Source organism: Clostridia bacterium, assembly GCA_024653205.1.
Classification (GTDB): Bacteria; Bacillota; DSM-521; order Neomoorellales; family SLTJ01; genus JANLFO01.
In genome coordinates this window covers 1-21732 of the sequence record JANLFO010000014.1, presented here as the reverse complement: position 1 = coordinate 21732, position 21732 = coordinate 1, and the positions used below count along the sequence as shown (strand labels likewise).

Sequence of the window (21732 nt, the reverse complement as noted above, 5' to 3'; positions counted from 1 at the left end):
GTGCCGAGATGGCGTACACGGTAATCTTTCAGCCTTCCGGTCGGCGAGGTGAGGTGAAGGCCGGCACCACCCTCCTGGAGGCGGCGCAGCAGCTTGGGGTAGGGCTGGAAAGCGCCTGCGGTGGCGCAGGTACCTGCGGCAAGTGCAAGCTCCGGATTGAGAGCGGGTTCTTCCCGAAGCTGGGCATTACCTCCACTCCCGCACACCTTACGCCCCCTACCGAAGAAGAGAAGCAAAAACTTGAGGCCCGGGAGCTGCAAGACGACTACCGCCTGGCCTGCCGGGCGCGGGTCGAGGGCGACGTTCTGGTTTACGTGCCCGAAAAGAGCCGCGTTGCGCCCCAGGTCATACTGGAAACCGGACGGGAAAGGGCCTTCAGGCTTGACCCGGCGGTCCGCAAGTACTATCTCGAGCTGAGTCCGCCGACTCTTCGGGATCCTCGCGATGATTGCGAGCGGCTGCGGGACGGGCTGCGAGCACAATACGGGCTGGGCGGGGAGCTGAAGATCGATTACGCAGCCCTGCTCTCCCTGCCGGAGGCGCTGCGGCGGGAAAACTGGAAGGTTACGGTAACCGTATGGATGGACCGGGAAATCATTGCCGTAGAGCCCGGTCGGAAAGAACTGGCCTACGGGGTGGCCGTGGACGTGGGTACCACCACCCTAGCCGCCTACCTCTGCGATTTGGGGCGCGGGGTGACCGTCGGCCGCAAGTCGGCCATGAACCCCCAGGTGCGCTACGGAGAGGACATCCTGTCGCGCGTCGGGTATGCCGCCTCCCGTCCTTCGGGTCTGGAAGAGATGCAGAACGCGGTGGTGCAGGCCGTAAACGGGCTGATCCGCGAAATGGTGGCAGAAGCGGGTATCAGCTCCGAAGAGGTGCTGGATATTGTTCTGGTAGGGAATACGGTCATGCACCATATCCTCTGTGGGCTGGACCCCCGTTTTGTGGGGCAGGCTCCTTTTGCTCCTGTGGTAAAGGGCCCGCTGGATCTCAGGGCCCGCGATCTGGGCATCGAAATCGCGCCGGGAGCCAAAGCTCACCTGTTGCCTCTGGAAGCAGCGTTCGTAGGAGCGGATAACGTGGCCGTTCTGCTGGCCGAGGAACCCTACCGCCAAGAAGACGAGATCTGGCTGATAATCGACATCGGAACCAACGGCGAGGTAGTCCTGGGCAACCGGCGGCGGCTGCTGTGTACGTCCTGCGCTACCGGCCCCGCCTTGGAAGGGGCGCAGATCCGTTTCGGGATGCGGGCCGCGCCGGGAGCCATAGAAAAGGTAAGGATCGATAGCCACACCCTGGAGGTCGGCTACAAGGTCATAGGGCGGGAGGAGTGGTATCCCGAGATAGGCCATACCGGAGCCCGGGGAATATGCGGCTCGGGCATAGTGGACGCGGTGGCGGAGATGTTTAGGGCGGGCGTGCTGCTTCCCGACGGTCGGATTAACCGTCGGCTGGCGACGAGCCGAATCCGCCAGGGCGAAGACGGCCAGCCCGAGTTCGTCCTGGCCTGGGCTCCCGAAACCGCCCTGGGGCAGGACATCACCGTTACCCAAAAGGACGTACGGGCCGTGCAGCTGGCCAAGGCTGCCCTTTACGTGGGGGCGCGATTTCTGATGCAGAAACTGGGCGTAGACAAGGTGGACCGCATCGTACTTGCCGGCGCCTTTGGAACCTATCTGGACCGGGAGAGGGCGCTGATGATAGGCATGATACCGGACTGTGAACCGGAGCGCATAGTGGCGGTAGGTAACGCCGCCGGTGACGGGGCGCAGATAGCCCTGTTTGACCGCAGTAAGCGCACCGAGGCCGTGCAGGTGGCCCAACAGGTGGAATTTGTGGAAACGGCCGCGGAGCCGGATTTCCAGAAGCATTTCCTGGCCGCCATGGCCTTCCCCCATGCCCGCGACGCTTTTCCCCATGCTCGCCGGATGCTGGGGTTACCCGTATTGACCGGGGACCTGGCCGGACGGGCGGGTTCGTAGGGAATTGACGACAAAATCGGCTCTATGGTAAGCTCCGAACAGTAAAATACTATAGGCGGGTGGTGTGGTCATGTACTTACTGGTCGGTGAACTCATTAATACCAGTCGCGAATCGGTGAAGAAAGCGGTGTTGGCACGGGACGAAGCCTTCATTCAAGATCTGGCCCGCAGGCAGGCCGAGGCCGGGATACAGTACCTGGACGTCAACTGCGGAGACATAGGAACGGACCGTGAAGAAGTAGAGGCTATGGAATGGCTGGTAACGGTGGTCAGGGGGGTAACGGATTTGCCGCTTTGCATCGACAGCCCCAACCCCCAGGCTCTGGAGGCCGGTCTGGCCCTGGCTTCTACGCCCACCCCCATGATAAATTCTATTACCGCCGAGCAGAAGCGTTACCAGGACGTGCTTCCCCTGGTCCTCAAGTATAAGGCCAAAATCGTGGGCTTGTGCATCAGCGATGAGGGTATGCCCAACAGCGTGGAGGAGCGCGAGCGCAACGCCAGGTGGCTGGTAGAGAGCCTGCGTGGCGCGGGGGTAGCAGAGGATGACATTTACCTCGATCCCCTGGTGAAACCGGTATCCATCAACGACCAGCACGGAGTCGAGGTCCTGGAGTTCATCCGCCGCTTCAAAGAGAGCTTTCCCCGGGTGCACCTCATATGCGGGCTCAGCAACGTGTCTTTCGGCCTGCCCGGCCGCCGCTTCCTCAACCGGACCTTCCTGGTTCAGACCATGACCTGCGGCATGGACGCCTATCTGTTGGACCCGACGGATAAAGACCTGATGCGGCTGTTCTACGCCTCGGCGGCCCTGTTGGGGAAGGATCGTTTCTGCGGCCGGTACCTGCGTGCCTACCGCAGCGGCCTGTACAGCTGAGGCCGCCTATTGCATATTGTATAATGCGGGTAAACCGGAAAGGAAAAGGGGTGCGGCCGAAAAGGCCGCACCCTTCGTGGGAGCGCTACTTGGTCTTGGGTCCGGGCTCATTCGGCCTCGTACGGCCAGGCCGCCATCCCGCCTTCCAAAAAGCTCACCCTCCGGAACCCCGCTCCTTCCAGGATGCGCTGGGCCTCGTAGCTGCGCACGCCTGCGGCGCAGTAGACTACGATTTCTTTTTCCCGAGGCAGTTCTTCCAGCCGGCGACGAAGCTCCCCGAGGGGTATGACCACGGTATTGTCGGCTCTTATATGCCGCATGCGGTGCTGCGGTAGAGTCCGTACGTCCAGGAGCACGAAGTCATCGCGACGGGCCAGCTTCTCCCGGAGTTCTCGGGCGGAAACGGTTCGCGCAATGCCGGCGTCTTTGTTCCGGACCGTATTCACCGCATGGTGGATCGGGTCCAGTGGCGTGTTGAAAGGCGGGGCGTACCCCAGGTCCACCAGGGCCAGGTCTTCTGTCTTGGCACCGTAGGCGATGGCCGTTGCCAGCACGTCGATACGCTTCACCACCTCGCCCGGCCCGATCCCCTGGGCCCCCAAGAGGCGGCCGGTCTTGGCCTCGGTGACCAGCTTGAGAATAACCATTGCCTGGTCGGGGTGGTAGTGGGTCCGGTCGTTGACGCCGATAAGGGTGGAGGTCGCGTCCAATCCGGCCTCGGCGGCCTGGGCCTCTCCCAAACCCGTCCGGCCCACGTTTACACCCAGGACCCGCAGTACTGCCGTGCCCAGCACACCCGGAAAGCGGGTCCTAATACCGGCGAGGTTATCGCCTACCACCCGTCCCTGCCGGGCGGCAATGGAGGCCAAGGGCAGATAGACTTTCCTGCCGGAAACCCGGTGCACGTTCTCCACGCAGTCGCCCAGGGCGTAAATGTCGGGATCGCTGGTCTGGAGGTATTCGTTTACGGCTACGGCGCCGGTTTCTCCCAGGGCGAGCCCTGCCGCCCTGGCCAGGCCGACGTTGGGCCGCACCCCGGTGGCCAAGACCACGAGATCGGCAGGCAGGGTGGTGCTGGCGGTCACTACCGCCCGGACGCGGCCATCGCCTTCCACCCGCAGCACCTTTTCGCTTAGCAGTACGTTGGTTCCTCGGTCGGCCAGCCACCTGGCCAATAGAGCGGCCAAGTCGGCATCCAGCATGCCGGGTAGAATCTGGTCTTTGACCTCTACCAGGGTAACTGTCATTTCCCGCCTCCGGAGGGCGTCGGCTGCTTCAAGGCCGATCATTCCCGCGCCGATGACAACGGCGCTCCGCGCCCCCTGCATACCCGCGGCCAGGGCTTCGGCGTCCTCCGGCCGGTTGAGGCGGTGTACGCCCTTGAGATCCAGGCCTTCAACGGGTGGAGTAAGCGGCTCCGACCCGGTGGCCAGAACCAAATGGTCGTAGGCAAGCGAGAATTCCTTGCCCTGCGCATGGTCCAGCAGCCGGACCTCCTTGCGGGCGCGATCCACGGCGATGGCCTCGGTATGGGTGAGCACCCTTACCTGGCGTTCGCTCCAGAAGTAGTCCGCGTCTCGCCGTACCCCGTAGGCGGTGGCGAAAAGTTGGCCGTAGTCCTTCACCTCGCCGGCCAGGTAGAACGGCAGGCCACAGGAGGCGTAAGAGATAACACCTCCCCGCTCCACGATGGTGATCTCCGCTTCCGGGTCCAGGCGGCGGGCCCGGGCGGCCACTTTCGGTCCGGCGGCCACCCCACCGACGATCACGATCTTGTGCGCCACTATGGCACCTCCCGAATGGCGATTTTAACCGAGACCCATCGGTCCACCGGCGTGCGCTTTCCGTACGCCGGGCGTCCTCGGTCGAATGCAGTATAGCGTAAAACCCTTGGCGCCGGCAACCGCCGGAAGGGGGAACAGGACCGAGATGATCGTCCTTGACACCCGGTCAGACCGTCTCTATAATATCATTAGTTAATTCTCATGAAATAATTGCTTTATCCTTCGGTTTCATAAGCCGCCTCTCAATTCGACGGGTACGGTAGGTGGAGGCGGGTTTGGGAAAGGGGGGGATTTGCGGCTCGGGTCTGCGCGATCGACGGCTGGATCCCATAAGTAAACCCACATCATTCCCAAAGGAGGTTGGCGCAAGGTGTCGCGGGTTCAAGAGGAACTTAAGGTATTTCAGGGGTTGGACTTCTCTCTGCCGCCGGTAGCCGTAAAATTCACGCTGAGCAAGCCGGAGGGCATTGAGAAGCTGGATAAGGCCATGGCCCTGTGCGAGATGATCAGAGAGGCTCAGGATCGCCGCGTACCCTTTTATGCTACCCGGGACAACGAAAACTGCGTTGGTTCCATCCCTCTGGGCTGGGAGGACATCCACCCGTTTGCCGAGGCTGGTCTGATCGGTCAGCGGTGGGGCATTTTTGAGGAGCCGCGGGCCAATTCCAGGGTCTATATTGATGTACCCAAGTTTTCTAAGGGTGTAGTAAATTACGTAGTCTTCGCTACTCTGGATAACCTTACTTTTGATCCCGACCTGCTGTTTGTGTTGGCTTCCCCCAGTCAGGCGGAAATCGTCCTTAGGGCTATGACCTATTCCACGGGGGAACTGTACGAAAGCAAGACGGCCAATGTTCTGGCATGCGCTTGGCTTTTCGCCTACCCGTTCCGGTCGGGCAAGGTCAATTTTATCACCACTGGACTGGGCTTCGGGATGAAAGGTCGCCAAGTGTATCCCGAGGGCCAGGTACTCATCACCATTCCCTTTAACTGGATCCCCATTATTACCCGTAACCTACAGCAAATGCAGTGGGTTCTGCCGGCCTATAATTTAGGCAAGGAAAAGTTCATGCAGGCCGCGATAAAACTACACGAGGATCTGCAACGCGAGATGGAGCAAAACGCCTAATCACCAGTCTCCGAGGCGTAACCCTTTAACATTCTCATTATTAACTTTCAAAGGGAGGGACCCCTTCATGGAAATTATCGTAATAGGGCCCGAACCACCCTGCATCCGCTGTAAGACCACCTTCAAGGTAGCCCAACAGGTAGCAAGCCGCTTTGGCGAAGGCATAGCGGTCAGGAGAATATCTACTGAGTCCGAGGAGGCAAAACGGTACGGAAACGTGGAAGGCGGCCATACTATTGCGGAGATGGAGAACGTGGAGCACGACCATGAAGGCATAGAGAAGTTGCTGGGGCAGATAGACCAGGTACTGGAACAACAGCCCGATGCCGAGGCGGCGGTAAAGCCCTTGATGGACGAGATTGAGAACAAGCTTACGCCCATCAAGCAAAAAGCTCAGGAACGCGGCTACCTGATGACGCCGGTGGTAGTGGTGAACGGCCAAGTCAAGGCGGTGGGATACGTACCCAAAGCCGAGGAATTCCAGGAGTGGATCAGAAGCGAGTTGGAGCCGAAGGGACAGAACTAAGGGGGCGCCAGTGGGAATGGTCACCATAAAGATAATCGGACCCACACCTCCATGCTCCAAGTGTAAAGAAGTAGAAAAGCGGGCCAAAAAGGTAGCGCAGAAGTACGAGGGAAAGATTGAGGTGCTGAAACTGGACGCCGTATCGCCCGAGGGCAGGAAGTATGGGGCGCTGATAACTCCGGCGGTGCTGATTAACGACAAGGTGCTGTCCTCGGGCAAGGTATTGTCCGAGGCGGACATCGAGCGGGCCGTAAAAAAGGAACTGGGGGGCTAACGGTGATACCTAAGGTGGAATTCTTTAGCGGGGACCCGCCATGCCAGGACTGCCTGAAGGCCTTCACGCTGGCGGACGAATACGCCGCCGAGCGCCAGGGACGGGTAGAAGTAATTAAACTCTTTGGCGCCGAGGCGATGGAGAAGTTCCGAGCCTACAACCTGTCCTGTACCCCGGCCATCGTCATTGAAGGAAGACTGAAAATTGAGGGGATATGCCCTAGTCGAGAGACCCTAGATCGAGCAGTAAGGGAGGTACAGAGGTGACCGCGATCAAGGTTGAGGCCTTTCTGGGGGCTAATGAAGCCTCGGCGGAGGTGGAGCGGCTTTTACAAGAAGTTACGGCTGAATTTGGTGAACAGGTTGAGCTAGTGGTTTACCGCGAACCGAATGAACTGTTTGATGAGTACAGCCTCACCCTAACGCCGGCCATAGTGGTAGATGAGATGGTTAAGATCGAGGGCTTTTGCCCTAGTAGGGAAACGGTAGCGGCTGCAATTCGCAACCTGTTGGTATAGCTTTTGACTATCAGCGATGGTCTAAGGGGGGTAGAACATGCGAGGAAAAACGTGGCTGATCCTGGTGGCAGTGTTAGTCATCAGTGTACCGGTTCTGAGCGCCTGTGGAAGCCAACCCGCCCAGCAACAGCCTTCGGGCCAGGCGGCAACCCAGGAGCCGATTAAGTTGCTCTTTGCTACCTTTGAGTCGGAGAACGCGGGTTTTATGGTGGAAGCGGTCAAGGCCTTCGGCCGGGACCTGGAGCAGAAGACTAACGGAAAGGTGAAGGTAGAATACTCCTATGCTCAAGCGTTAGGCAAGATCCAGGAGTATTATGATCTTGTGGCGCGCGGTGTGTGCGACGCCGCCTTCTGCGCGCCCTTCATGGTGCCCGGGGTATTTCCACTGGCGGAGATGACCACTCTTCCCTTTAAGCTTCCCTCCGCGGAAATAGCTACGCAGGCCATGTATGAGGTGTACAAGAAAGGGTACTTAGACGAGGCCTATAACAAGGGAGTGAAGCTGCTGTTTATTGCCGCGGGCCAGGGAGACCCGCTGACTACCACCAAGAAGCCCGTGCGTACCCTTCAGGATTTCAAAGGCCTGAAGATCAAGGTTTCCGGCGGGCAGCAGAACCCGCGCGTGGAGGCCATGGGCGGAGTGCCGGTCTTTATTTCCGGTGCCGAGGTCTATCTCGCCTTGGAGCGGGGCACGGTGGACGGGCAGATGGCCGGGTACGCCCCCTTCCCGCAGTTCAAGTGGTGCGAGCTTACCCGCTACGCCACCGAGCCCGGAATGGGCGCCGGGAACTGGGCCTTCTTTATGAACGAAGCCTCTTACAACAAGTTGCCTGAGGATGTCCGCCAGGTAATCGACGAAATGGCGGCCAATAACGAGTACGGCCTCATCGGGGCCAAGAATCTCGACCGGATGGCCGCGGCAGGCAAACAGTGCCTAATCGATCACGGCGCCCAGATAATCAAATGGGAGCCGGCCGCCCTGCAGGAACTGAGCGAGAAGAATAAGGCGGTATGGGAGAAGTGGATCAGCGAGCGCGAGGCCAAAGGCCTGCCGGCCAAGAAGGCGCTAGACGAGATGTATCGGGCCCTGAAGCAACTCGGAGTGGATGATCCCGCCTACGGGTACATTCCGCAAGGCTGAGCTGAGGAAAGCCTGAGAGCTGAGTCGCGGTGACCGAAACGAGTAATCCTGCTGGTCCCGGTAGCCAAAGCGACCGGGACCAGCAGGCATGAAGAAAGGAGGAAAAACGGTGGCAGAAGAGGCCCCGAACGGTCAAGGCCTCTGGAGGAAGGCGGAAGAGGGCCTAAACCTGGGCAGTGTGGCTCTATTGCTAATCATGATGTTTCTGGGTGCCTTCGACGTAATCGGCCGGTACCTTTTCAATAGCCCCATAACCGGAGCGATGGAGTGGAGCCAGATGTTACAGGTGGGGCTGGTCTTCCTGGCCCTGGGCTACGTTCAGGCTACCGACTCCCACGTGAAAATGGAGTTCTTTCTGGTGCGTTATCCCCGGAACCTGCAGAAGGCGATCATCATTGCCGGTCTGGCTCTCACCTTCGTGGTCTTTGCTCTAATGTTGTGGCAGTCCGCGCTTATCGCTGTGGCCGATTTGAAGCAAGGAAGGCTAATCGAGACGGTTTTGCTTCCGATATATCCCTTCAAGTTCCTGGTGCCCATTGGTTCCTTCTTCGTTTGCGTAGAGTGTGGGTTGCAGATAATCTCTAAGCTAAAACCCAGTTAACCTACTGTAACCGAAGCAGGTGGAAAGGGGTTGTCGCGCCTTGGAGAACCTTATAACCGGCATAGTTGCGTTAATAGTGCTTCTAGCTTTGATCTTCCAAGGGGTGCCCATCGGTATCTCCTTTGCCGTGGTCGGTGTGGCCGGAATCATGTTAATGCGGGGGCCGGAGGTGGGATTATACAGTCTGGGGAGCATTCCCTTCACCTGGGCTTCGGCGCAAATGATCCTGCCGGTACCGCTGTTCGTTCTGATGGGTTATTTGGCCTTTTACGCCGGGATTAGCCGCGATCTCTTTGTGACCGGACACCGTTGGATGGGGAAGTACGCCGGAGGGCTGGCCATGGGCACCATGGTGGCCTGTGCGGGTTTCGCCGCCTGCTGCGGGGCGGCGCCGGCGGCCGCAGCCACCATGGGGGCCATCGCCTACCCGGAAATGGCCAAGCGCGGTTACCACAATAGGCTCGCCACCGGGTGCCTGGCGGCCGGGGCCGGCGTATCCATACTTATTCCACCCAGCGTGCCCATGATCATCTACGGTTCTCTTTCCCAAACCTCCGTGGGTCACCTGTTCATCGCCGGCGTTTTGCCGGGCCTTATTTTGACCGGGGCCTACGTCCTGACCATCTACGTTTTGTGTCGGCGCAATCCCAACATCGGCCCACCGAGCGAATCCTTTACCCTCAGGGAGCGACTGGCCTCGCTGAAGGGCGTATGGGGGATGCTCCTGCTTTTCGCCCTGGTGATCGGCGGCCTTTTTGTGGGCGCCTTCACGCCCACGGAGGCCGGCGCCATAGGGGCCTTCGGGGCCTTCCTAATTGGGCTGGCCAGGCGCAGGCTTTCGCTTGCTAATCTGCTGGCTGCAGCCAAGGAAACGGTGCGGGTTACGGGCTTCGTGGTGACCCTGATAATCGGGGCGCAGATATTCAACACCTTTCTTGACCTTTGCCGCTTTACTTCCGGGCTCTCGACGTGGATAAGCTCGCTCGGTGTTTCTCCCTACGTCATCCTAGGTTTCGTATTGATCATATACCTTCTCCTGGGAATGTTTCTGGATATCATGGCCATAATCCTGCTGACCATCCCCACCTTGGCTCCCATCATGTCTGCCCTGGGCTTTGACCTTATATGGTTCGGGGTCATAGTAGTCCTGCTGGCCATGACCGGTTTTCTGACGCCGCCTATAGGGATGAACGCCTTCGTAGTGCAGGGGGTAACCAAGGTGCCCTTAGAGGAGATATTCAGAGGGGTTACGCCCTTCGTGGTGGTGACCATAGCCATCATCGTGCTCCTTATTATCTTACCGCAGATAGTCTTGTTACTTCCGAGCATCGCTAAATAGTCAGGCCCTCCGGCCAAGAGGGGGTGAGGAGGAGGAGACCATGAGTTAGATCCACTCTAACATTTTGCTGCCGAGGGAGTTACGAGGCCGGAGCCGGAAAGTAATTCGGGCGGAATCCACAAGGGGGGAAGTGAAGAATGATCAAGCGCGGTTTGTTGCTAATGCTGACAATAGTTATTGCAAGCGGATTGGTGTTAGCGGGGTGCTCCCAGCCGTCTACCTCTACTACTACCACCACCCCTGCGCCGGCCGAGAAGCAAGAACCGATCACCCTGCTTTTTGCCACCTGGGAGTCTCCTGAGGGCGGATTTTACGTCGAGGGCATTAAGGCCTTTGCCGCGGACCTGGAGAAGAAAACCAATGGGAAGGTTAAGGTGGAGTTTTCCTGGGCGCAGGCGCTGGGCAAGACCCCGGAGTATTACGACCTAACGGTGAAGGGAGTTTGTGACGCGGGTTTCTGCGTCCCCTTCCAGGCCAAGGGCGTATTTCCGATGGCGGAAATTGCCAGCCTCCCCTTCCATTTCCCCAGCGCAGAGATAGCCACCAAGACCGCATTTGAGCTTTACCAAAAGGGGCTGCTGGACAAGGCGTTCGACGAGAACGTCAAGGTCCTTTTCCTGATAGGGGGTATGGGCAACCCCTTGTTTACCGTAAAGAAGCCGGTCACCACCCTGGCCGACATGAAGGGCCTGAAGGTCAGGACTTCCGGCGGTGCCTATAACGACCGCGTGAGCGCCATGGGAGGCGTGCCGGTGTTCATCCCCGGCTCGGAGTCCTACCTGGCTCTGGAGAGGGGCACGGTGGGGGCCACGCTCGAGGATTACGGTACCATAAGGACCTGGAAGACCTGTGAGCTGCTCCGCTACGCCACCGAGCCTCCCATGGGCACGGTAATCCTGGCCTTCCTCATGAACAAGGATACTTATAACCGGTTGCCCGAGGACGTGAGGTCGGTAATCGACGAGATGGCCCGGAATAACGAGTACGGGCTCATAGCGGCGAAGACCTTTGGGGGTCTGGTGGAAAAGGGCAGGCAGTGCTTCCTCGACCACGGCGGCACCATTGTCCAGTGGGAGCCGGCCGCCCTGAACGAGTTGGGCCAGAGGTTCCAGCCCCTGTGGAGCAAGTGGATAGAGGAGCGGGAGGCGATGGGCCTGCCGGCCCGGCAGGCGGTGGGTGAGATGTGGTCGCTGCTGAAGCAGCAGGGCGTGGATCCTCCGGCCTTCGGTTACAGTCTTTCGGGCCAGTAAGGCAGGGGGCAGCGAAGGGGCTGCGTCGCTCCGGTTAGGGTCGGAAGCAGTATTTACCGGTGGCTTCTAAGGGGCCCGGCGACCACACTCTTGGTCGTAGCGGGCCTCCTGTCCTTTTAACGTCAAAGTGAAGGCATCTCAAGGTGAGGTATACCTCATCCTCAACCGTATGGTAGTGCCCGGCATGGACTTGCCGCCGTCGGACTCAACCCTCCGAGACACGGTAGGTAACAAACGTCGAGGGCGGAGTAGAGGTCGATCGACCCGGACCCCGCCCTCGGTTTAAGGGGACTGTAGGGAGCAGAAGAGCGTCTGTCGTGAGTAGTTCGAGTACCTCCTCAGCCGTGGAAGATAAAGGTTCCGAAGAACCACCCTACAAAGGTGCCCAAAACCACAATGGTCGGCACGTACACCAGTGCCTTCTTAACCCCGAATACCCTAGCCGTGGCTATCCAGTTGGGAAGGCTCAAGCCCGGCCCGGTAAGCAGGAGGGCGAGCGCGGGGCCCTTACCCATGCCCAGGCTCATCAGGGTGTGCACAAAGGGGGCCTCGGTCATGGTGGCAAAATAGGTTATGGCCCCGATCATGGTGGCCAGGAAAGAGGCGCGCAGACCGGATCCGCCTAGCCACTGACTAATCCATTCCTGGGGGAGAACCTTGCCGATCACGCCTACGGCAAAAACCCCGGCCAACAAGAGAGGGAAGATGATGCGGACGAACCACCAGGTTTCGCTCAGCCAGTCCCGGATCTTTTCGCCGGGAACCGCCTTATAGGCATATGCTGCCATTATTATCGTGAAAACCGCCCACACCAGTACCTTGTGGAGGTAGGGCCCTCCTCGGACCAAGTAGTTAGGCATAAGGAGGGAGAGCAGGATAAGAACCAGCAGGACAACCAGTTTGGGCTCAATAACCGCCTCCCTCTCCGGTCCGGAAACCGGCCCGGAATCTGCGTCTTCCCTGGGCCTAAAGCAGAGGCTCATTATGAAGCCAACTATGAAGGCCATAGGCAAGGCGGCGGCAATCCTGGCCAGGGCCATTCCGCCTCCAAGTACGGTGCCGGTGTAGGTCAGCGCCAGTATGTTGCAGGCCGGTGCCAACCACAGGATTATGAAAGCCACCCCGATGCCGGCACCACTGTAATATAGGCCGCTGGAGACCGGAATGACCGTACAAGAGCAGGCGGCCAGGAAGAAGCTAGATACCGAGGCTAGGGAGAAGGATTTTAGCTTGCTGGCCCGCTCTCCGAGGTAAGTAAGTATGGTCTGCCGATTGATGAAGGTGACCATGGCGCCGGCGAGAAGGAAGGCCGGAACCAGGCAGGTTAGAACGTGGGTAGCCACGTAGTCTTTAAGGGCGAGCAGGCCGGCCATCAATATTTCCGACATTCACTCTTCCTCCTTTTGGGCTGGATCCCTCGGTGTTAGGTCTCTGCTTAGGCGCTGTCAGTTTGCTGGGCCCGATGAGCTACTACCGACTAGGTGGCGGCATGAGTGACACCTCCTTCTGGGCGACGTGGGTTACGTTGAGAGTATATCATAATATATGCATATTGTAAACCATTAACGGACTTCTTTCTCGCCCTCTCTGGTTATACGTCCTCGGATTAGCCGTCGGCACCCGACCTGGGTGAGACTGGACGCCAAGGCATTGACATGGCGAGTTGGCCAGGGTACAATAGGTTCGATCTATGAGTATATTCGTATATATTGTCTAAGTCAAGACCCCAATACCCTAAGTTATCCCCAGTTTCCGCCGGCAGAGCAAACGATCCGCCAGCCCAATGACGTTCTGGAGGAGGGAAAACTAGTGGAAAACAAGACGGATGGATCTCCTGGTACCCCGCGGTCAGTGAACTTGGTAGTCAACGGAAAAGAAGTTACCGATGTGGGCCGGCCGGCGTGGCGGGAGAAGGAGGTGGTAGCTGCGGTTAGGCCGGTGGCCGAAGCGCTGGGGGCAACCGTGGCCTGGGACGAAAGCGCCCAGACCATGAGCGTGGTGAGCCCCCCCGCGGGCTCACTACCTCCTCGACCGTGGCCGTACCGGGCGTTAGACCCGGAGGTGGTTCGGGAGCGGGGCTACAACGAGTGTCAGCGTCTCAACAATTGCATGTATGGCGCGGGTGCGGCGCTGGTGCTGACCCTGCGGGAAGCAGTGGGCTATCCCTGGACCGTCTTTCCCTTGGAGGTATTTCTCTACGGTGCCGGCGGAGTGGCGGGCCTGGGGATGATCTGCGGGGCGCTGAACGCCTCGGGGTTGGTCATGAGTTTGGTAATGGATCCCACTACGCTGCCGCCCGCCTGTTTTGGCCCGATAAGGGAGCTGGTAACCTGGTATTCCACCACTCCCCTACCCACCGATAAGCATGAAGCCTATTGCCGTTTCAAGAAACAAAAAGCTACCGTAGCGGGTTCCCCATTATGTAGTATGTCCCTCTTTAATTGGGGTATGGCCACCATGGAACCGATTTTTGGGGACCCCCAAAGGGACCGCTGTAGCAAGCTGGTGGGAGACACCGCCGCCAAAGCGGCGGAGCTTCTTAACGCCGCGTTGCTTAACGGGCGGTAATAGCCTTTCACGGCCCCGGCGCCACCGGCCTATGCTGGCTTCGGCCGGCAGTCGGTGCTGGCCCTTCCGCTACCCGACTTTACCGGGTACCGAGCCCGGCGCAAGCGAGTGCGGAAGCGGGCGCCGCGCCTCGCGGGGAGGAAGGACCCGGTAGCACGGCGAACCTATGGAGGCGGGGGTGAACCGTATGGCCGAGAGTTACGGGCGGCAAGTAGCACGGGTGGCGGAGTTACTGCGGCAGCCGGGGCGGCATTGGGCGCTTACGGGGGCAGGGATCAGCACGGAAAGCGGCATTCCTGACTACCGCAGTCCGGGTACCGGCTTATGGAAAAAGATGGAGCCCACTCGGGTGGCCAGCGTGGAGGCCCTGGAGCGGGATCCGGTTTTCTTCTACCGCATGAACCTGCCGCGGTGGGCCAGGATTCAGGAGGCCCGGCCCAACTCCGGCCACCTGGCCCTGGCCGAACTGGAAAGAGCCGGCTTTATCCAGGGGGTGGTAACCCAGAACGTGGACGGCCTGCACCTTAAGGCCGGCTCCCGCCGCGTATACGAGGTGCACGGCCACCTGCGGACCGGGCACTGCCTGGGCTGCGGTCGTTCTTTCCCCTTCGAAGAGATGTGGAGCCAGTTCGAGCGGGGTAGCCTTCCCCCGCGTTGCGGCTGTGGGGGCATGATCCGGCCGGACGTGGTGCTTTTCGGAGACCGGATGAGCGAGGACTACTACGCCGCCGAGCGAGAGCTGGCCAACTGCGACCTGCTCCTGGTGGTGGGTACCAGTCTTCAGGTGTATCCCGTGGCAAGCCTGCCTCGGTATGCCCGGAAGCTGGTGATTATCAACCTCATGCCCACCCCTTACGACGGGGAGGCGGAGGTGGTTATCCGGCAGCCCATCGGCAAGGCCATGGCCGATCTCTTGCAGGCGCTGGAGGTGTAGCTGGATTATCCTACCTGTAAAGAACTTGGTCGGCAGCGGCCGGGACGACTACACGGTGCGGGCGGTACGGAACTCCATATTGGCAGGCATAGTTTATCAGCATCCCTCCATAGAGAGCCTCAGGCGGGAGCTAAAACGTAACGGGCAGCTGCGCCATTTATGCGGTATTGATCCTGTCCGGGGAGAAGAAGCGGTACCGCCGGCCTGGGTATACAGCCGGTTCCTAAAGAAACTGATGGCCCGCCAACAGTTACTGGGGGCGATGTTCAACCGGCTGGTAGAAGAACTGACAAAGCACCTTCCCGACTTTGGCCGGGTACTGCCCGTAGGCGGAAAAGCCATAGCCAGCTTTGCCCGAGGCAGAAAGCGTCAAGCCGGCAAAGTGGTTAAGCGTGATGGCCGGCACGATGTGGACGCCGACTGGGGGCAAAAGACCCTGCGGAGGCAAAGAGAAGACGGCAGCACCTGGGAGAAAGTAGTGCGCTGGTTCGGCTATAAACTCCACCTAGTAGTGGATGCCACCTATGACCTGCCGGTAGCCTTTAGTCTCACCCAAGCCTCAGCCAGCGAAGTAAAGCAAGCGCATTGGCTCAGACCAAATGGCCGAGCAACTACCGGCTATCATCCAAAGATGCGAATACCTTTTAGGGGATCGGGGCTATGACGATGGCAAACTCAACACCAAGCTATGGGACGAACACGCCATAAAGCCGGTCATAGACATCCGCAATATGTGGCGCGACGGAGAAGAGACCAGACTCTTAACCGGCTGGGCCAATGTGGTTTACGACTATAAGGGTCAGGTGTACTGCTACTGTCCTCAGACCGCACAGCGCCGGCCCATGGCCTACGGCGGGTTTGAAAAGGACCGGGGCAGCCTAAAGTGCCGGTGTCCTGCCCGGCACTACGGACTAACCTGTATGGGCATGGACCGTTGCCGGGTGAAAGGCGCGGTAAGGATCCCGCTTAAAGAAGACCCTCGAATCTTCACTCCCCTAGGCCGGTCTAGCTACGCCTGGAAGAGCATCTGCAAAAAGCGCACCGCCGTAGAGCGGGTCAACAGCAGACTGGATCGGGTGTTTGGCTTTGAAGAGCACTACATCCGGGGGCTAAGGAAGATGAAACTAGGGTGCACCCTGGCCCTGTTGGTAATGCCGGTCATGGCCTTAGGAAGAGTGAGAGAGAAGAAGGTACAAAACCTGCGCCGCCTAACCGAGACGGCCCCCCAAAAAGGAATTCGGTACGGCAAGGGGGCTGGTATATCCCTTTTGGCCCCCCCAGGTTACACCTGATGGATAATGTTCCTATAGTTGGTTATAAGACAAACCTCCGAAATAGCAAGAGCCCGTCAGACGGGCTTCGATGGCTGCTATACCCCAACCAGAATTGCGGGGTCAACGCAAATGCCTCCGTGGGGGACCTAATTGACTTCGAGTATAAGCTATGTTTCAATGTAATAAGGATAGGCGAAAACTTATATACTAATGTCTTTTAGGAGAGAAGGATCTATGCCGATTAATGAGCGTACCTTGCAGCTACAGGCCGATCTTCTGAAGGCGCTGGCTCATCCGACGCGTCTACGTATCCTGGAGTACCTCCGCAGTGGTGAGCGCTGCGTCTGCGAGATTACCGAGCAGCTTGAGCTGGAGCAGGCCAACGTGTCGCAGCACCTGGCGGTACTTAAGCGTCAAGACCTGGTGAGCTCGCGTAAGGACGGCTTGCGCATGCTCTACCGCATCAATTACCCAGAGATCTATGAGCTCCTGGAGACCGTCAAACGCATACTTCACCTGCAGGCCCGGGCGACGGTTGCCGTCCTGGAGGAGGTAGGCTAAGGGCCTGACTCTTGGTCGGACTGAGCTTTTAACCTAACGGGTTATGACACCAGGAGCGGTTGGAGGTTGACAGCCCCGGGGCGGGCAAGTAAAGTATAGCTGGGTACAGCGTCCAAAGGCGATGAACGGGAGAGTACCGTCGGCTTGCCCGTCAAGAGAGGCGCGGCCGAGGCTGCGAGCCGGCCCGGCGGGCCGGTGGGAACACCGCCCGGGAGCTGCGCCGCGAACGGCTTCTAGCCCAGTAAGCGGCGACGGGCAGCCGCCGTTATCGGCCAGAGGGGGAAAGGCTCTTGCCTTTCCAACAAGGGTGGAACCGCGGGCATCCCGTCCCTTAGGGGCGGGATGCCTTTTTAGAGCCGTAGGTAAGGAGGAAAAGCGATGTTCAAGGTGAGACTGGCAGACTGGGTGCCGGACAGAGTGGGCGGCGAGCAAACCCTGGCCGAACTGGCCGGCTTGGCCTTAGGCCGGGAAGCAGGGCGCGTATTGGCCGCCTCGGTGGCGGGCAAACTGTACGATCTGGGTCGGACCGTGGGAGCCCTTCCCCAGGCAGAGGAAGTGGCCTTCCTCACCTTTGAAGACCCGGAGGGCCGTCAGGTGTACTGGCACAGCAGTGCCCACATTATGGCCCAGGCAGTACAACGCCTCTTTCCCGGCACCAAGCTGGCCATCGGCCCGGCCATCGAGGAAGGCTTTTACTATGATTTTGGCTCTCCCCACGCCTTCACCCCGGCAGACCTTGAGGCCGTTCAGGCGGAGATGGAGCGCATTATCGCCTCCGACCTGCCCTTTGAACGCCGGGAGGTGAGTCCGGAAGAGGCACGGCAGGCCTTCCTCGAACGGGAAGAGCCGTATAAGCTGGAGCTGCTGGCGGATCTCCCCGCGGACGAGCCGGTCTCCCTTTACCGGCAGGGCGAATTCGTAGACCTGTGCCGGGGCCCTCACGTCCCCAGCACCGGGAAGATTGGTACGGTAAGGCTCTTGAGCGTGGCCGGCGCCTACTGGCGGGGATCCGAGACCAGGGAAATGTTGCAGCGCATCTACGGGATATCCTTCCCGGAAAGCGGGGCGATGGAAGCCTACCTCCGGCGCCTGGAGGAGGCCAAACGCCGCGATCACCGCCGGCTGGGCCCCCAGCTGGAGATTTTCAGCCTCCACGAAGAAGGTCCGGGCTTTCCCTTCTTCCACTGGAAGGGCATGATCCTGCGCCAGGAACTGGAGGATCACTGGCGGCGGGAGCACCGGCGCCGGGGTTACCTGGAAATCCGTACCCCCATCCTCCTCAGCCGGGAGCTCTGGGAGCAGTCCGGGCATTGGGATCACTATCGGGAGAACATGTACTTCACCCGCATCGAGGACCGGGACTTCTGTATCAAGCCCATGAACTGCCCGGGCGCCATCCTGGTGTATCGCTCCCGCCAGCACAGTTACCGTGAGCTGCCGCTGCGCCTGGCCGAACTGGGGCTGGTTCACCGGCACGAAAAGTCGGGGGTGCTGCACGGCCTGTTGCGGGTGAGGAGCTTCACGCAGGATGATGCCCACATTTTCCTTTTGCCTTCTCAGATCAAGCAAGAAATCCTGGGGCTTCTGGATTTGATCGACGCCTTTTACCGGCATTTCGGTTTCGACTACTTCGTAGAGCTGTCCACCCGACCGCCGGACGCCATGGGCTCGCCCGAGGTATGGGAGGAGGCCACGCGCGCCCTCAAGGAGGCCCTGGAGGCCAAAGGGCTGGGCTTCCGGGTAAACGAAGGGGAAGGGGCCTTCTACGGTCCCAAGATCGACTTTCATCTGCGCGACTGCCTGGGCCGCACCTGGCAGTGCGGAACCATACAGCTCGACTTCCTACTGCCCGAGAAATTTGACCTCACCTATATCGGCGAAGACGGCCAGAAGCACCGGCCGGCCATGATTCACCGGGTGGTATTCGGGAGTCTGGAGAGGTTTATCGGCATTCTTATCGAACATTACGGTGGGGCTTTTCCGCTCTGGCTGGCGCCCGTGCAGGTGAAAGTCCTGCCCATTGCCGACCGTCACCGGGAATGGGCGCAGAAGGTGGCCGATAGGCTGGCGGAAGCCGGAGCCAGGGTAGAGCTGGACGACCGCAACGAGAAAATCGGCTATAAGATCCGCGAGGCGCAGTTGGAAAAGGTGCCCTACATGTTGGTGGTAGGAGACCGGGAGGCGGCCGCCGGAACGGTTAGCGTCCGGCACCGGGAGGGAGGAGACCGGGGTTCGGCAGCGCTGGAGGACTTCGTGGAGCGCTTCCTGGCGGAGGCCAGATCCGGCAGGGGGGACGCCTAAGGCATCGGGTCATCCTGTTTTTGCCCGGCGCCCCGGTTTATTGTGCGCCTAAAGCCTTACCGGGTACGGCGCCGGGTGTAGGCTGTGGAAGCAGGCTCCGTTCACGAAGTTAACACTGTGTTTCCGGATTTGCGACGGCAGGGCAACGTCTTTCATGACCGTCCGGATGCAGGTCACAAAGAATAGGTTGTGTCTTGAAGGCAGGTATTGGCGATCGCTGATGTAGGGCGATGCGGCCAAATTGGCATAAGGCTTGCTTATACCGGTAAGGGGATGACTGGATTGACCAAAGGTAAGTGGACCAGCCTGGCAGCAGGAGCAGCAGGCACCTTGTCTGGAGGCGCAGGAAGAGGGGGTGGGGCTGCGAACCGGCGTGAGGAAGGCTCGAGCCGAAATACTCAGGGAACGTTGCCCGGCCGGGGCCGGGGCTGAGAAGTCACCGGGCACGCCTTGGGAGGGTGCCGGAGGAGCAAGGAGGGAAGGGAATGGTAGCACAGAGGGAACTGTACTGGAACATTCCGGAGCACCTTTTGATCTACGCCGTCTTTGCTATAGTAGCCCTGGTTGTACTGTACGGTCTCTATCGCCACTACCAGCTTTGGAGACTGGGCGGACCGGAGAAACGTTGGGATCAGCTCGGCGAACGGATCTGGACCGTTATCTGGGAGGGCTTCGGCCACTGGCGGCAATTGCGGGATCCCTACCCGGGAGCCATGCACTTTTTCATGTTTTGGGGCATCATAGCCCTGTTCGCGTTGGGCGCCTTCCTGGACTTCATTCAGATTCTAACCGGATATCATTTTCTGGCCGGAATCCCTTATCTGGGCGTCTCCTTCATCCTGGACGTGCTGGGCCTGCTGGCCCTGGTAGGGGTGATCATGGCGCTGGTGCGCCGTTACATTGTTCGCCCCGACCGGCTGGATAACAAGCCGGAAGACGCCATAATCCTGATCCTCTTGGCCGGCATCTTGGTTACCGGATACCTGGTGGAAGGGCTCCGCATGGCGGCCACGGGCGATTTCTGGGCGGCGGCCCAGCCCGGCGGGGCGGCAGTAGCTAACTGGGTGGCGGGCTGGCCGGAGGCCACCCAGCAGGCCGCACACCGGGCCTTGTGGTGGATACACGGCGTGCTGGCCCTGGCGGCGGTGGCCTACTTCCCCTATTCCAAGCTCTTCCACATCCTGTGCGGGGCGGTAAATCAGTTTTGCCGGAATCTGGGACCCAAAGGAGCTTTGGTGCCCCTGGACCTGGAGAATGAGGAGATCGAGGTTTTCGGGGTAGAGAAGATCGAAGACTTCTCCTGGAAGCATCTCTTTGATACCGATGCCTGTACCCGGTGCGGTCGCTGCCAGGACAACTGTCCCGCCTATCTGAGTGAGAAGCCGCTCTCCCCCAAGCGCCTGGTGCAGGACCTGCGCACGCATTTGTGGGAGCGCGGCCCGGTGCTGGCGGCCAAGAAGGCCCGGGAAGCCAAGGCCGGAGGCCAGGAAGTAACCCTCACGGAGCAGGAGCAGGCAGTGCTGGACAAGGCGCTCATCGGCGAGGTTATCTCCGAAGACGTGATCTGGTCCTGTACCACCTGCCGTGCCTGCATGGAACAGTGCCCGGTGTTCGTGGAGCACATAGACAAGGTAGTGGGCATGCGGCGCAACCTGGTGCTGTCCGAGAGCCGCTTCCCCGGCGAAGCCCAGGTAGCCTTCCGCAACATGGAGAACAACGGGAACCCGTGGGGTATCGGTTGGGCCAATCGGGCCGACTGGGCTAGGGATTTGGATGTGCCCATCATCGGGGAGCTCGAGGAAGGGGAAGAAGTAGAGGTCTTGTTCTGGCCGGGTTGCTCCGGTGCCTTCGACGACCGAAACCGCAGGGTGGCCTCGGCTTTCGTGCGCCTGCTTAAGGAGGCCGGGGTCAAGTTCGCCATTCTGGGCACGGAGGAGAAATGCTGCGGAGATTCCGCCCGTCGCCTGGGTAACGAGTACCTGTTCCAAATGTTGGTGCAGGAGAACGTGGAAACCCTCAAGAACTACCGGTTCAAAGAAATCGTCACTACCTGTCCTCACTGCTTCAACACCCTGAAGCACGAGTATCCGCAGTTCGGCGGTGAGTTCGCAGTGGTGCACCACAGCACCTACCTGTGGCGCCTGCTTCAGCAGGGGCGGCTGGCTCCCAAGGGCAGACTCGACCTGCTGGCTACCTACCACGACTCCTGTTACCTCGGCCGTTACAACGACATTTACTCCGAACCCCGCAAGGTTCTGGAAAGCGTAGGCGGGCTGCGCCTGACGGAAATGGAGCGGCATCACGACCGGAGCTTCTGCTGCGGCGCCGGCGGCGGCCGTATGTGGCTGGAGGAGAAGCTGGGGCGGCGCATCAACGTGATGCGTACCGAACAGGCCCTGGCCAAGAAGGTGGAGCTGGTTGCCACCGCGTGTCCCTTCTGCCTGGTCATGTTAACCGACGGATTGAAGGATAAGGGGATAGAAGAGGGCGTACAGGTTTTGGATCTGGCCGAAGTGTTGGTAAGAACCCTGGACCAGCACTGACGGTAGTGCCTCGGGTGCGGGCGGCTCCGTAGTCCGGAGCCGCCCCTAATCTTCCGACGCAGAGGACGCAGAGCTGACGTATCCCCACTTTCGAGTTAAGTTGAGTTGACTGGCGGTACCGGGTGCTC

Annotated in this window: 20 protein-coding genes and 1 other annotated feature; of the genes, 18 read left to right on the top strand and 2 right to left on the bottom strand. The window is 59.8% G+C overall.

Annotated elements, in window-relative coordinates; translation table 11 throughout:
- Positions 1 to 8: 8 nt before the first annotated feature.
- Together NUV99_08085 and NUV99_08080 are read left to right on the top strand one after the other, a co-directional pair.
- Positions 9 to 1985, top strand: coding sequence for an ASKHA domain-containing protein (locus NUV99_08085; protein MCR4420068.1), 1977 nt, complete (start codon positions 9 to 11; stop codon positions 1983 to 1985).
- 70 nt (positions 1986 to 2055) lie between these two features.
- Positions 2056 to 2862 (top strand): methyltetrahydrofolate cobalamin methyltransferase, encoded by an 807-nt coding sequence (locus NUV99_08080; protein MCR4420067.1) that lies wholly within the window; start codon positions 2056 to 2058, stop codon positions 2860 to 2862.
- 107 nt (positions 2863 to 2969) lie between these two features.
- Here NUV99_08080 and NUV99_08075 read toward each other — a convergent pair whose 3' ends face one another.
- Entirely contained in the window at positions 2970 to 4646 is a 1677-nt protein-coding gene (locus NUV99_08075) for an FAD-dependent oxidoreductase (protein MCR4420066.1), read from the bottom strand.
- Between the two features lie 370 nt (positions 4647 to 5016).
- Here NUV99_08075 and NUV99_08070 point away from each other — a divergent pair, with 370 nt between their 5' ends.
- The 9 genes from NUV99_08070 to NUV99_08030 all read left to right on the top strand — a co-directional run bounded on the left by NUV99_08070 (position 5017) and on the right by NUV99_08030 (position 11423).
- Positions 5017 to 5775, top strand: a complete 759-nt coding sequence (locus NUV99_08070; protein MCR4420065.1) for a DUF169 domain-containing protein — start codon at positions 5017 to 5019, stop codon at positions 5773 to 5775.
- Between the two features lie 67 nt (positions 5776 to 5842).
- The gene (locus NUV99_08065; GenBank protein ID MCR4420064.1) at positions 5843 to 6301 is read left to right on the top strand and encodes a thioredoxin family protein; all 459 of its coding nucleotides are present in this window, start codon (positions 5843 to 5845) and stop codon (positions 6299 to 6301) included.
- A 16-nt stretch (positions 6302 to 6317) separates the two neighbouring features.
- Positions 6318 to 6575: a thioredoxin family protein gene (locus NUV99_08060; protein ID MCR4420063.1), complete on the top strand. Its 258-nt coding sequence runs from the start codon at positions 6318 to 6320 to the stop codon at positions 6573 to 6575.
- A gap of 2 nt (positions 6576 to 6577) precedes the next feature.
- A complete protein-coding gene (locus NUV99_08055) occupies positions 6578 to 6841 on the top strand; it encodes a thioredoxin family protein (protein ID MCR4420062.1) in 264 nt (87 codons plus the stop codon).
- On the top strand, positions 6838 to 7092 hold the full coding sequence (locus tag NUV99_08050) for a thioredoxin family protein (GenBank protein MCR4420061.1): 255 nt from the start codon (positions 6838 to 6840) through the stop codon (positions 7090 to 7092). The genes NUV99_08055 and NUV99_08050 overlap by 4 nt, the downstream gene beginning before the upstream one ends.
- Before the next feature lie 37 nt (positions 7093 to 7129).
- Positions 7130 to 8233: a TRAP transporter substrate-binding protein gene (locus NUV99_08045; GenBank protein MCR4420060.1), complete on the top strand. Its 1104-nt coding sequence runs from the start codon at positions 7130 to 7132 to the stop codon at positions 8231 to 8233.
- Positions 8234 to 8342: 109 nt separating this feature from the next.
- On the top strand, positions 8343 to 8834 hold the full coding sequence (locus NUV99_08040; GenBank protein MCR4420059.1) for a TRAP transporter small permease: 492 nt from the start codon (positions 8343 to 8345) through the stop codon (positions 8832 to 8834).
- 40 nt (positions 8835 to 8874) lie between these two features.
- Positions 8875 to 10173: a TRAP transporter large permease gene (locus tag NUV99_08035; protein MCR4420058.1), complete on the top strand. Its 1299-nt coding sequence runs from the start codon at positions 8875 to 8877 to the stop codon at positions 10171 to 10173.
- Between the two features lie 137 nt (positions 10174 to 10310).
- Complete coding sequence (locus NUV99_08030; GenBank protein MCR4420057.1) at positions 10311 to 11423, top strand: TRAP transporter substrate-binding protein; 1113 nt, start codon at positions 10311 to 10313, stop codon at positions 11421 to 11423.
- A 338-nt stretch (positions 11424 to 11761) separates the two neighbouring features.
- Here NUV99_08030 and NUV99_08025 read toward each other — a convergent pair whose 3' ends face one another.
- Positions 11762 to 12811, bottom strand: coding sequence for a permease (locus tag NUV99_08025; protein MCR4420056.1), 1050 nt, complete (start codon positions 12809 to 12811; stop codon positions 11762 to 11764).
- 421 nt (positions 12812 to 13232) lie between these two features.
- Here NUV99_08025 and NUV99_08020 point away from each other — a divergent pair, with 421 nt between their 5' ends.
- From NUV99_08020 to NUV99_07990, 7 genes are all read left to right on the top strand, one after another.
- Complete coding sequence (locus NUV99_08020) at positions 13233 to 13991, top strand: C-GCAxxG-C-C family protein (protein ID MCR4420055.1); 759 nt, start codon at positions 13233 to 13235, stop codon at positions 13989 to 13991.
- A 187-nt stretch (positions 13992 to 14178) separates the two neighbouring features.
- A complete protein-coding gene (locus tag NUV99_08015) occupies positions 14179 to 14925 on the top strand; it encodes a Sir2 family NAD-dependent protein deacetylase (protein MCR4420054.1) in 747 nt (248 codons plus the stop codon).
- Positions 14926 to 14980: 55 nt separating this feature from the next.
- On the top strand, positions 14981 to 15589 hold the full coding sequence (locus tag NUV99_08010) for a transposase (protein ID MCR4420053.1): 609 nt from the start codon (positions 14981 to 14983) through the stop codon (positions 15587 to 15589).
- Positions 15525 to 16217: a hypothetical protein gene (locus NUV99_08005; protein ID MCR4420052.1), complete on the top strand. Its 693-nt coding sequence runs from the start codon at positions 15525 to 15527 to the stop codon at positions 16215 to 16217. The genes NUV99_08010 and NUV99_08005 overlap by 65 nt, the downstream gene beginning before the upstream one ends.
- Positions 16218 to 16439: 222 nt before the next feature.
- A complete protein-coding gene (locus NUV99_08000; GenBank protein MCR4420051.1) occupies positions 16440 to 16760 on the top strand; it encodes a metalloregulator ArsR/SmtB family transcription factor in 321 nt (106 codons plus the stop codon).
- Positions 16761 to 16872: 112 nt separating this feature from the next.
- Positions 16873 to 17095, top strand: a binding site (T-box leader).
- A gap of 43 nt (positions 17096 to 17138) precedes the next feature.
- On the top strand, positions 17139 to 19061 hold the full coding sequence (gene thrS / locus NUV99_07995) for a threonine--tRNA ligase (GenBank protein ID MCR4420050.1): 1923 nt from the start codon (positions 17139 to 17141) through the stop codon (positions 19059 to 19061).
- Positions 19062 to 19546: 485 nt separating this feature from the next.
- Positions 19547 to 21604 (top strand): heterodisulfide reductase-related iron-sulfur binding cluster, encoded by a 2058-nt coding sequence (locus NUV99_07990; protein MCR4420049.1) that lies wholly within the window; start codon positions 19547 to 19549, stop codon positions 21602 to 21604.
- Positions 21605 to 21732: the final 128 nt, after the last annotated feature.

Coding starts and splice junctions, on each gene's coding strand:
- NUV99_08085 (MCR4420068.1), top strand. CDS start 9: ATGGCGTACACGGTAATCTTTCAGCCTTCCGGTCGGCGAGGTGAGGTG.
- NUV99_08080 (MCR4420067.1), top strand. CDS start 2,056: ATGTACTTACTGGTCGGTGAACTCATTAATACCAGTCGCGAATCGGTG.
- NUV99_07990 (MCR4420049.1), top strand. CDS start 19,547: ATGGTAGCACAGAGGGAACTGTACTGGAACATTCCGGAGCACCTTTTG.
- NUV99_08065 (MCR4420064.1), top strand. CDS start 5,843: ATGGAAATTATCGTAATAGGGCCCGAACCACCCTGCATCCGCTGTAAG.
- NUV99_08060 (MCR4420063.1), top strand. CDS start 6,318: ATGGTCACCATAAAGATAATCGGACCCACACCTCCATGCTCCAAGTGT.
- NUV99_08045 (MCR4420060.1), top strand. CDS start 7,130: ATGCGAGGAAAAACGTGGCTGATCCTGGTGGCAGTGTTAGTCATCAGT.
- NUV99_08025 (MCR4420056.1), bottom strand. CDS start 12,811: ATGTCGGAAATATTGATGGCCGGCCTGCTCGCCCTTAAAGACTACGTG.
- thrS (MCR4420050.1), top strand. CDS start 17,139: ATGTTCAAGGTGAGACTGGCAGACTGGGTGCCGGACAGAGTGGGCGGC.
- NUV99_08015 (MCR4420054.1), top strand. CDS start 14,179: ATGGCCGAGAGTTACGGGCGGCAAGTAGCACGGGTGGCGGAGTTACTG.
- NUV99_08005 (MCR4420052.1), top strand. CDS start 15,525: ATGGCCGAGCAACTACCGGCTATCATCCAAAGATGCGAATACCTTTTA.
- NUV99_08030 (MCR4420057.1), top strand. CDS start 10,311: ATGATCAAGCGCGGTTTGTTGCTAATGCTGACAATAGTTATTGCAAGC.